The 11200-nt window shown below is 71.5% G+C and carries 7 protein-coding genes; 1 reads left to right on the top strand and 6 read right to left on the bottom strand.

The genetic code is table 11. From position 1 onward, the window contains the following. Positions 1-306: 306 nt before the first annotated feature. From KUM49_RS17900 to KUM49_RS17920, 5 genes are all read right to left on the bottom strand, one after another. Entirely contained in the window at positions 307-3120 is a 2814-nt protein-coding gene (locus tag KUM49_RS17900; RefSeq protein ID WP_217237850.1) for an NHLP bacteriocin export ABC transporter permease/ATPase subunit, read from the bottom strand. A 1-nt stretch (position 3121) separates the two neighbouring features. Further along, the gene (locus KUM49_RS17905) at positions 3122-5344 is read right to left on the bottom strand and encodes an NHLP family bacteriocin export ABC transporter peptidase/permease/ATPase subunit (RefSeq protein ID WP_217237851.1); all 2223 of its coding nucleotides are present in this window, start codon (positions 5342-5344) and stop codon (positions 3122-3124) included. Next, positions 5341-6147 carry an HlyD family efflux transporter periplasmic adaptor subunit gene (locus tag KUM49_RS17910; protein ID WP_217237852.1) on the bottom strand — a complete coding sequence of 269 codons (807 nt, stop codon included), beginning with the start codon at positions 6145-6147 and terminating at the stop codon, positions 5341-5343. The genes KUM49_RS17905 and KUM49_RS17910 overlap by 4 nt, the downstream gene beginning before the upstream one ends. Before the next feature lie 95 nt (positions 6148-6242). Then, a complete protein-coding gene (locus KUM49_RS17915; protein ID WP_217237853.1) occupies positions 6243-6458 on the bottom strand; it encodes a type A2 lantipeptide in 216 nt (71 codons plus the stop codon). A 454-nt stretch (positions 6459-6912) separates the two neighbouring features. Next, positions 6913-7326 (bottom strand): PaaI family thioesterase, encoded by a 414-nt coding sequence (locus KUM49_RS17920; protein ID WP_217237854.1) that lies wholly within the window; start codon positions 7324-7326, stop codon positions 6913-6915. Positions 7327-7511: 185 nt separating this feature from the next. On the opposite strand from KUM49_RS17920, the gene KUM49_RS17925 reads away from it, so the two are divergent. Continuing rightward, positions 7512-8918 (top strand): S1 family peptidase, encoded by a 1407-nt coding sequence (locus tag KUM49_RS17925; protein WP_217237855.1) that lies wholly within the window; start codon positions 7512-7514, stop codon positions 8916-8918. 118 nt (positions 8919-9036) lie between these two features. Here KUM49_RS17925 and KUM49_RS17930 read toward each other — a convergent pair whose 3' ends face one another. Further along, entirely contained in the window at positions 9037-11190 is a 2154-nt protein-coding gene (locus tag KUM49_RS17930) for a SpoIIE family protein phosphatase (protein WP_217238238.1), read from the bottom strand. Positions 11191-11200: the final 10 nt, after the last annotated feature.

The following is an 11200-nucleotide window of genomic DNA, read 5'->3' on the forward strand; positions in this document are numbered from 1 at the left end:
GACCGCTGCGGCAGTGCCGGCGCCGCCACACACGAACCGTCCCGCAGGCCGGCGGCAGGCACCGTCTCCCCGCGGGCGGCGGCCCCTCGGGCCTGTGCGGCTCCCTCGGGCCGGATCACATGGGGACGACCGGAGGTCCTGCTCCGGGACCGCGCGCCGGTGGAGCAGGGAGGCGACCAGCGCGCGGCAGCGATCAAGCCGGTCGACCACCAGAAGGCGGTGGTGAGCGTGTCGCCTGTGACGGGTTCGTCGAGGGCGGCGCCCCCACCAGGGGGCCCCGGCTTCGGCGCCCGGCCTCTCAGCCGCTCACGTCATCTGCCGCCGCACCAGCTCGTGCAGCCGGCCGCCCGTGTCCGCGAGGAGCTGCGCGGGCGGGCCCTGCTGGGCGACCTTGCCGTCCTCCATGACGATCACGCGGTCCGCGTCCAGCACGGTCGACAGGCGGTGCGCGATGACGATCCGGGTGGCGTTGAGGGCCTTGGTGCTCTCGATGACCGTGCGCTGTGTCTCGTTGTCGAGGGCGCTGGTCGCCTCGTCGAAGAAGAGGATGCGCGGGCGGCGGATCAACGCCTGGGCGATCATGAGGCGTTGGCGCTGGCCGCCGGAGACGGCGCCGCTGCCCGAGACGATCGTGTGCAGCCCCATCGGCATCCGCTCGATGTCCTCGGCGAGCCCCGCCATCGCGGCCGCCGCCAGCGCCTCCTCGGGCGTGTAGGGCTCGGTGCCGCAGATGACGTCCAGGATGGAACCGGTGAAGGGCTGCGCGTGCTGGAGGACCACCCCGCACTGCCGGCGGACGGCGGACTGGTCGAGGGCGGCCAGGTCCTGACCGTCGTACAGCACACTGCCCGAGACCGGCCGGTCGAAGCCGATCAGCAGCCTGAGCAGGGTCGACTTGCCGCAACCGCTCGGGCCGACGATCGCCACGAACTCGCCCGGCCGTACGTCGAACGACACGTCGTCGAGGACCAGCGGACCGTCGTCCGAGTACCGGAAGGAGAGCCGGCGGGCCTCGATGCCGCCCGACAGCGGACCGGGGCGGGTGCTGGCCGTACGGACCTCCGGCGCGGCATCCAGCACCGGCTTGATCTCCTCGAACAGCGGCAGCGCGGCCACCACCGAGACGAAGGAGCCGGTCAGCTGGGTGACGGCCGTCAGCAGCATCGTCACCGAGGTGTTGAAGGTGAGGAAGGCCGCCGCCGACATCGATCCCCGCGCCGGACCTGCCAGCAGCATGAACATCACCAGGGTGCACAGGGGCAGGTAGACCGCGCCCATCACCGTGGTGAGGTTCTTGATGCGGCCGACCTTCTGCTGCAGCTCGCGGCTGCGCGCGAACTCCGAGGCCCAGGCCGCGTAGGCGTAGTTCTCGGCCGCCGCGACCCTCAGCTTCGGCAGGCCGCGCAGGGTCTGGAACGCCTGGTTGTTCAGCTTGTTGCCGAGCACCACCAGGCGCCGCTGCCAGCGCACCTGCCACAGTCCGAGGCCCAGGAACACGGCGGCGATGACGACGAGCATGCCGATCGCCGCCATCGCCATGGAGGGGCTGTACCAGAACAGCAGGCCCAGGTTCATCGCGCCCACGGTCACCGACTGGGCGATCACCGGGCCGATGCCCGCCATCATCCGGCGGATCGCGCTGATGCCCATCGCCGCGCTCGCCAGCTCGCCGGTGGAGCGTTCGGTGAAGAACTTGGTCGGCAGTCTCAGCAGCCGGTCCCAGACCGCCGGCTGGAGAGTCGACTCGATACGGCCCTCCAGGCGGAGCATGGTCAGGTTCTGCATCAGCATGAAGGCCGCCGCCACCACGCTGCTGATCATCACGGCCAGACAGAACTGCACGATCAGGTCGGTCTGCGCCTTCGGCACGAACTCGCCGAGCACCTTGCCGGTCGCGATCGGCACCAGCGCCCCGATGGCGACCGTCACCAGGCCGCTGGTCAGCAGGTTCGTCAGGTCACCGCCGGTGCCGCGCATGCTGAAGCGGAGCAGCCCGAACGGGGTGAGCGGCCGGTCGGGCAGCGGGCGGTAGAACATCACCGCACGCGGCTCGAACTCCTCCGCGTTGGCCTTCTCGATCGGCGTCTCCCGACCGGTCGCCGGGTGCACGGACACATAGCCGCCGCGCCGCCACAGCAGCGCGACGGGCGCGCCGGACAGGGCCCGGTGGCCCACCAGCGGGCCGACGTTGTCCCGCCACCAGCGGCCGTCGAGGCGTACGGACCGGATGCGCACCCGAGAGGCGAGGGCGATCTGCTCGACCGGGTCGAGACGGTCGCTCTCGGTGCCCGACTGCGCGGGCTCGGCGAGCGGGATCCCGGCGGCCTGGGCGACCAGCTTGCACGCCGCCCAACTGGCGTCCGCGTCGGCGGCTGTCGCACGCTTCGACGACTTGCCGATGGATGCCAGCAGCGTCCGGTCGGCCTGGGCGCGGACCGCCTCACCTGCCTTGATGCCGGCGGCCGTCCGCGTCTCGTGCGTGTGCTCCAGCTGTTCGATCCACCGGTCCAGCGTGGTCAGCAGCCGGTACTCCTGGTCGACCATGCTCTGCCACACGGCCGGGTCCATCAGCAGGTCGGCCGCCGCCTCCGCGCCGTACAGCGAGCCGTACTGCACACTGCCAGGCGGCACCTGCATCCAGAAGACGTCGTCGTCGGTGGGCGCGGCGGCCCGGTCCGTGGCCATCGGCGCCTGGAAGAGGATGGACAGACTGCGGCCGACGCCCAGCGCGAGGGCGTACTCCAGCGGGCTCGACGTCGGCGGCACGTACTGGGGATTGCCGTACGCGTCGTAGGACCACGTCTGGGTGTCCGCCGGCTGATACAGCTCGCGGAGGTTGATCCGGTGCACCACGCAGTCCCTGAGCGGGCGGGCCACCAGGGTGTGCTGGGGCCCCGCGACCGGGCCGAGCAGCAGCGAGCCCGCCTCCAGCCTGCCGAGGTGGTGCCAGTGGCCCTGCGCCTCGGCGTCGACCGCGAACAGGTCCACGGCACCCGCCGCGACCAGCCACAGCACCTGCGGCCCTTCCAGGTCGATGCGGCTCAGGCCGGTGCAGTCGATCGGCGTGCCCATGGAGCCGAGCGCGCCCAGAACGAGGTCCGGCTCGTGTGCGGTCGTCATCTCACCGCTCCCTGACCAGCTCGGCGTACGCGCCACCACGCGCCACCAGCTCCTCGTGCCGCCCGCGCTCCACGATCGTGCCGTGCTGGAGTACGACGATCTCGTCGCTGTCGCGCACGGTGCTGAGCCGGTGTGCGATCACCACGCAGGCACAGCCGCGCTTGCGCAGGTTGTCCATCACCGTCAGCTCGGTCTCCGCGTCCAGCGCGCTGGTCACCTCGTCGAGCACCAGGATGCTGGGCCTGCGCACCAGGGCCCGGGCGATCTCCAGACGTTGGCGCTGCCCGCCGGAGAAGTTGCGGCCGTCCTGCTCGACCTTGCTGTGGATGCCGCCCGGGCGGCGCATCACCACGTCGTAGAGGGCGGAGTCGCGCAGCGCGTCCACCACCGCGTCGTCGGGGATCGAGGGATCCCACAGCGCCACGTTGTCGCGGACCGAGCCCTCGAAGAGGAACACGTCCTGGTCGACGAAGGAGACGGAGGCCGCGAGGGCCCCGCGCGCAATGTCGTCGATGCGCTGCCCGTCGATACGGATCACGCCCTCCCACGGCGCGTACAGGCCGGAGATCAGCCGCGACACCGTGGACTTGCCGCTGCCCGAGCCGCCGACCAGGGCGACCTGCTGGCCCGGGCCGACGGTCAGGTCGAAGCCGGAGAGCAGGGGCTTGTCGAGCGGGTTGTAGCCGAAGGAGATGTTCTGCAGCTCGACGTGACCCTGCAGTCGGCGCGTCGACTCGCCGGCGCCCGGGCGGCCGTAGAGCGGGTCGGCCTGGAAGTTCTCGACGTCCTTCAGGCGGGCCACGTCGGCCGCGAAGTCCTGGATGCGGCTCGCGACACCGTTCAGACGGGTGATCGGAGCGGTGAAGCGGGTGACCAGTGCCTGGAAGGCGACCAGCAGGCCGACCGAGATCCCGCCCTCGATCGCCCGCATGCCGCCGATCCACAGGATCAGCGCGCTGTTCAGCGACGCCAGCGTCGGCGCGACCACGCCCAGCCAGGCGCTCGGCACACCGAGCCGCTGCTGCTCCTCCAGCGTGGTGGCGTGCTGTCCGGCCCACTTGCGGAAGTAGCCGTCCTCACCGCCGGTCGCCTTCATCGTCTCGATCAACTGCAGGCCGGTGTACGCCGTGTTGGTGAGCCGGGCGCTGTCGGCGCGCAGCTTCGCCGTACGGGTGGCACGCAGCCGGATCACCACCCGCATGGCCACCACGTTCAGCAGCGCCACGCCGATGCCGACGTAGGTGAGCTGCGGGTCGTAGGTGTACAGCAGCACCGCGTACAGGACGACGACCACGGCGTCCACGCCCGCCGCCGCGAGGTCGCGGGACAGCGTCTCGGCCACCTGGTCGTTGGACTGGAGGCGCTGCACCAGGTCGGCCGGGCTGCGCTGGGAGAAGAAGGTGACCGGCAGCCGCAGCAGATGGCGCAGGAAGCGGGCGCTGGAGAGGGTGGAGGAGATGATGCGGCCGCGCAGCAGGTTCGCCTGCTGCAGCCAGGTCAGCACGAGGGTGAGCAGCACGGACGCGCCCATCGACGCGAACAGCACGCCGAGCAGGGAGGTCTGACCGCCGATCAGGAACATGTCGATGTACTGGCGGCTCAGCGCGGGCACCGTCGCGCCGACCACCACCAGCAGCAGGCTCGCCAGCACCGCCGCCGGCATGGTGCCCGCGGTGCCGCGCAGCCGGGCCGGCATCGCGCCCAGGACACCCGGCTTGCGTCCGCCCTTGGTGAAGCCCTCGCCGGGCTCCATGACCAGGACGACGCCGGTGAAGCTGCCGTCGAAGTCCTCCATCGGTACGAAACGGCGGCCCTTGCCGGGGTCGTTGATGTACACCCCGCGGCGGCCGAAGCGGCGCCCCATGCCGTCGTAGACGACGTAGTGGTTGAACTCCCAGAACAGCACGGCCGGTGTCCGCACCTCGGCGAGGGCGGCGGTGTCCATCTGCATGCCCTTGGCGGTCAGGCCGTAACTGCGGGCCGCCTTCAGCAGGTTGCTGGCGCGTGAGCCGTCCCGGGAGACACCGCAGGCGATGCGCAGCTCCTCCAGCGGCACGTGCCTGCCGTAGTGGCCGAGCACCATCGCCAGGGAGGCGGCGCCGCACTCGACGGCCTCCATCTGGAGCACGGTGGGTGTACGGACCGTCTTGACCCTGCCCGTGGGGACCGGTCGCTTGGGCGGGGCGGCCCGGCGTCTGCTTCGGGTGTCCTGGGCGGCACTCACGGCAGCAGCCAATCGACGGGACGCTGGTCCGCCAGCCGGATGGAAGCGTCGGCCATCGTCATGGAGGTGAGGGAGAACGGCGGCCCGTCCGCGGACGACCACGTGTAGCCGCTCTTCGTGCCGGCCGACTTGTCCAGCCTGACCAGTACGGCCACCGGCCGGCCGTCCTTGGTGAACTGCTCGCCGAGCTGGCCGTCCCCGAGGAACGCGGAGATCTGCTGGGCCGACTGGGCGGAGCGGTCCACCGACTTCACATGGCCGCGCAGCACGCCGTACTCCTGGGTGGGCACCGACTGCACGGTCAGGTCGACGGCGGCGTTCGCGGGGATGGAGGCGGCGTTCTCGGCGGGGACGTACACCGTCGCGTACAGCGGGTCCGTGGCGCGGGCGACCTTCTCGACGGCGGCGACGTTCGCGCCGGTCTGGATGATCTGGCCGATGGTGGCGGCGAGCGCGGTGATCCGGCCCGCGGCGACGGTACGGACGACGGTGTCGCCCTCGGCCGTACGAACCTTCAGCACGGGGGAGTCGGCGGGCAGCCGCGTGCCCTCTTCGGCGACGACCGCGGTGACCTGGCCCGCAACCGGGCTCTGCAGGATGTAACTGCCCTCGCCGTGGGTGAGGATCGCGGGCGCACCGACCGTGGAGGCCACCGAGCCGGTCACCGCCCACACGGACGCGGCGGCCATCACGACCACGGTCACGGACAGGACGAGCCAGCCCTGGGGGCGGGCGAAACGCACCGGGAGGTCGAGCTCCTCCGGCGACTGGAGCTTGGCGAGGGCCTGTTGGCGGAACTGCACGGAACTTCCCTCACCTGTGGGAGAGATCTTTTACGGCACCCGAGAATCCCGGAGCCGGCATACGGCTCCGGGACTCAAGGGTCACAAAGGCGCGATCAGACGCCGGCGACCAGGCTGGTGACCGGGGCGGTGTTCAGGCCGGTGACACCCTCGACGGTGCCGACGGCCGTGTTGACCAGGCCGGAAACCGGGGCAATGCCGTCCACCAGGCCGGTGACGGTGCCCAGAGCGTTCACGGACAGACCGCCGGAGACGTTGTCGAGCTCGGCGTCGGAGATCTCGACGGTCTCAACCTGGGGGGTGGAGTTCATGATGGAACTTCCCTTCATATGGGTATTCACAAGGGGGGAGCGGCCCCCTCTGGGGGACAGACGGACGGCCGCGACCGCAGGCGCCGGGTGCCCGTTTCCGGAAAGCCCGTAGCGGCCCCTGCGGTGCGATGGATCAAAGCACGCGGCGGGTCCGGGCTTCCAATCAACCACCTGTCTCACCAGGGCATTTGTGCCTTAGGAGTACCCGTCGGTGCAGGGCTGCGCACTGCTTGGTGGCGACTTCTTCACACGTGGCGCGGTGGTGTGCCGGTACGGACCCTTGCGCTCGCCGTCGCGAATCCGACACTCCGTGCCAATGACGCGAGGGGTACTCCGACTTGTGCAGATCCTTCGCGTGCGGTGACCTCATTGGGTATTCGCTGTGCAGATTCCCTGGAGCAAGGATTCGGCCCGGTGTTCACAACGGACCGTTGGCGTCCGGTTGCTGAACGTGTCAGCCCAGTAGTGCGTAGACCGTGCTCGCCCGTGCCGTGATCTGCCCGGACCCCTCGTCCGTCATCGTGATGTCGGCGAACGCCGTCCTACGGCCCAGCTTGGTCACGACCGCTTCGATCAGGACATCCGAACCGGTCACCGCACGCTGGAAGGACGTGGACTGCTGCACCGTCGTCATCGGTCCGTAGGAGCCCCGGGCGGCCGACAGAGCGATCACGGTCGCCGTGTCGGCGGCGGCCATCAGAGCCTGCCCGGACAGCCCGCCGCCCTCCCGGGACAGGCGGTCCGACCAGGGAAGACGCAGGGTCGCCCGGTCGTCCCCCAAGGCCTCGACCCGCAGGCCCAGTTCGAGAACCCACGGGGCGAAGTTGTCGGCGAGGATCGTGTCGGCTTCGGCGGTGGTCATCGTCATATGGGCGATTGTTCCCCGCACCGGGCGGACGGGTGAGGGCCGTGGCCGATTCGGTGTTTCACGCGCCGCGCACGGAAACGGAATTGAACGCCCCGTGCACACCGTGCGTACCCACTGCCATCCAGGCGCCCCAACAACTGCCAGACACCGGCAACAGACTCCGGTCCCTCAGGAGGTCGAGAAGTTTGAGTCACAAGCGAATTCCGAAGCGCAAGGTCGCGATAGCGGCGGGCAGTGTGGTCGCGCTCGGAGCAGCCGCGATCCTGCTGCCCAACGCCAACGCCTCCCAGGACGGCTCTTCGGACAACACCGCCGCCGCGCCCCGGACCCTGAAGGCGGGGGACGCTTCGGATCTCGCCTCGCAACTCGCCGGACTGCTCGGTGACGCGTTCGCCGGTTCCTACTACGACAGCGACAGCCAGCAGCTGGTCGTCAACGTCATCTCCGGCGACAACAACAACGTGATCGTGCAGGCGGAGAAGGCGGGCGCGAAGGTCCGCGAGGTCGACAACAGCATCCGCGAACTCGAGGCCGGTGCCCAGACCCTCAAGTCCGAGGCGACCATCCCGGGCACCGCGTGGGCGGTGGACCCCAGGACCAACAAGATCCTGGTCACCGCCGACAGCACGGTCACCGGCGCCAAGTGGGACACCCTGGAGTCGACCGTCGAGAGCCTCGGCTCCGGCATGGCCACCATCAAGAAGTCGGCCGGCACCTTCAAGACCTTCCTCTCCGGCGGCGACGCCATCTTCGGCGGCGGCGCACGCTGCTCGGCGGGCTTCAACGTCACCGCGGGCGACGGCAGCCCCGCCTTCCTGACCGCCGGTCACTGCGGGGTCGCGGAGGCCGCGTGGTCCGACGCGCAGGACGGCGAGCCGATCGCCACCGTCGACCAGGCCACCTTCCCGGGCGACGGCGACTTCGCGCTCGTCAAGTACGACGACCCGGCGACCGTGGCGCCCAGCGACGTCAACGTCGGCGGCGGCCAGACCGTCGCGATCTCGCAGGCCGCGGACGCCACGGTCGGCCTCGCGGTGACCCGGATGGGCAGCACCACGGGGCTGAGCGACGGCGAGGTCCTCGGACTCGACGCCACGGTGAACTACCCGGAGGGCACCGTCACCGGGCTCATCCAGACGAACGTCTGCGCCGAACCCGGCGACAGCGGCGGCTCCCTGTTCACCGAGGACGGTCTCGCGATCGGCCTGACCTCGGGCGGCAGCGGCGACTGCACGGTCGGCGGTGAGACCTTCTTCCAGCCGGTCACCACCGCACTGGCGGCGGTCGGCGCGACCCTCGGCGCGGGCGACGCGGCGGGCGGCGGCGAAGCCGGCGCGGGTGAAGAGGCCGGCGCTGGTGAGGAAGCCGGCGCGGGTGAAGAGGCCGGCGCGGGTGAGGAAGCCGGCGCGGGTGAAGAGGCCGGCGCGGGTGAAGAGGCCGGAGCGGGTGAAGTCGGCGGCGAGGAAGCCGGCGCCGGTGAGGAAGTCGGCGGCGAAGAGGCCGGAGCGGGCCAAGAGGTCGGCGGTGAGGAGGCCGGCGCCGGTGAGGAGGCCGGCGCGGGCGCCGAGGACGGACTGACCGAGACCCACTGATCTCCGCGTCGAGAGCGGTTCGCCCCCACTGAGCCGCTCTCGACGCGGAACGACACGGACCGGTTCGGCCCCCCGGCGGGAGGGCCGGGCCGGTCCGTTCTGCGGTTCCGGCCCCGGGTCAGCCCGTAACCCGCGCCCGCAGCAGCAGCAGGGCCACGTCGTCGATCCGCTCCCGCGTGGCCACGCTGTGCCGGACGAGTTCGTCGGCCAGCTCGTCCAGGGGCAGGTCCCCGGCCTCGGCCAGCCGCCGCCCGAGCGCGGCGAGCGCGTCCTCGATGTCGACGCCGGGCGACTCGATCAACCCGTCGGTGTACAGGACGAGCACGGACCCGGGCGCGAGGTCCACCTCCGTCGTCGGATACGTGGCCGAGTCGGCGATGCCCAGCAGCGGGCCGCCGGCCAGGTCCAGCACCCGCACCCGCCCGTCGGGCCGGCGCAGCAGCGGCGGCGGATGCCCCGCCCGGGCCATCACGGCCCGCTCCCGGTCCGGATCGAGCCGCAGATACAGACAGCTCGCGAAGAGGTCCGAACCGAGGTCGATCAGCAGCCGGTTGGTGCTGCGCATGACCTCCGCGGGCGGCTGCCCGACGGTCGTGTACGCGCGGACGGCGGTACGGATCTGCCCCATCAGCCCGGCCGCGGTCACGTTGTGGCCCTGCACGTCCCCGATGACCGCCGCCGCCGGACCGCGCATCGGCACCAGGTCGTAGAAGTCGCCGCCGATCTCCATGCCCTGGGTGGCCGGCAGATAGCGCGCGGCCGCCTCGATACCGGGCAGCAGCGGCAGCGAGTGCGGCAGCAGGGCTTCCTGCAGGCCGTGCGCCAACTGGTGCTTCGCGTCGTAGAGCACCGCCCGCTCCAGGGCCTGGGCGATCAGGCTGCCCAGGCTCGTCAGCACCGCCCGCTCGTCCGCGGGGAAGGGGTGCGGCTCGGCGTAGGCGAGCACACACGTGCCCACCGGGCGGCCGGAGGCGATCAGCGGCAGATACGCCCAGGACGCGAACCCGTCGGGCGTCGGGTGCGGCGCCGGATACAGCCGCTCCAACTGCTCCCGCGAGTCGAAGAACGCGGGCACCCCGCTGGTCAGGGCGTGCGTGCCCGGGGTCTGTTCGGTCAGCGGCAGCCCGTCGAAGCGCTCCACGACGTGCGGGTCCGGGTATCCGCGGTGCCCCAGGACGTGCAGTCGGCCGGTCCGAGAACCGAGAAGCACCAGGGCCTGACTGCCCACGGCAGGGGCGATCTCGTCCGCCACCAGCTGGACCACGTCCTGCACGCTCGCCGCCTCGGTGAGCGCCCCGGCCAGACTCAGCACCTGGGAGATGGTCACGAGGCGGGAGGGGGCGTCACCGGGCTGCGGCCCGGCCCGGCTCATCTCCGCCACCGCCCGCGCCCGGCTGATCCGCACACTCAGGCCGGTCGTGCTCGGATACAGGCGGAAGGAGAGCCAGTCGCCGGGCGGGCGCATCGCCACGAACGACGTGGTGTGCTGGCTGAGCAGCGCGGCCCGGTAACGGTCCTCGTACGCCGGGTCGTTGAGCCAGGGAACCGCCGCCCACAGCTGGGAGCCGAGCAGCTCGCTCACGGCCACGCCCATCAGCTCGGCCGCCGCCGCGTTGGCGAAGCCGATCCGCCCGTGCAGATCCAGTGAGCACAGCCCGTACGGCAGCCGCGCCACCATCCGTGCCGCCTCCACCGTGCCGAGCGTGCCGGCCACGCCGCCCACCGTCGGCGCGGCAAGCAGGTCGGGTTCGGCGTGCAGCGGGACGCTCTCCTCGACCGCCCGCTCCAGCCGCAGTGCCAGCCGGTCGCAGGCCGCGGTGAGATGGTCGCGCTCCCGGTCGGACAGCTCCGGCGGATGCGATCCGGGCCAGGTCAGGAAGACCGCGCCGTACTCGGTGGACTCGGTGGCGACGGGCACCGCCGCCACCGCGAAGGGGTAGGGCAGCACGACCGCGATCCGTGGATAGCGGCGCGCCATGTCCTCCTCGCCGCCCACCCAGACCAGCCGCCGTTCGCGCACCGCCTCGGCCACCGGGATGGGCGCGCTCAGCCCCACCCGCTCCCAGGGCGCCGCGAACGCCCGGGGCAACCCGGCCATCACCGCCATCTCCAGCACCGACGCGTCGTCCGCCAGCAGATAGACCGCACCGGCGTGCGCGTGCACCTCGTCCATCATCGACGCCAGTGCCAGCGACAGCAGGGGTCGGCCGACGCGGGTCCTGGCGGTCACCGGCGCCTTCGCGGATGTCCGGCCGTCGGACACGCCGACCACCTCCTCGCCC

Source organism: Streptomyces sp. AC555_RSS877, assembly GCF_019049245.1.
Lineage (GTDB): Bacteria > Actinomycetota > Actinomycetes > Streptomycetales > Streptomycetaceae > Streptomyces.

What these genes read in the sequence shown, in the direction of transcription:
- KUM49_RS17900 (WP_217237850.1), bottom strand. Translation starts at nt 3,120, where the DNA reads ATGACGACCGCACACGAGCCGGACCTCGTTCTGGGCGCGCTCGGCTCC.
- KUM49_RS17915 (WP_217237853.1), bottom strand. Translation starts at nt 6,458, where the DNA reads ATGAACTCCACCCCCCAGGTTGAGACCGTCGAGATCTCCGACGCCGAG.
- KUM49_RS17920 (WP_217237854.1), bottom strand. Translation starts at nt 7,326, where the DNA reads ATGACGATGACCACCGCCGAAGCCGACACGATCCTCGCCGACAACTTC.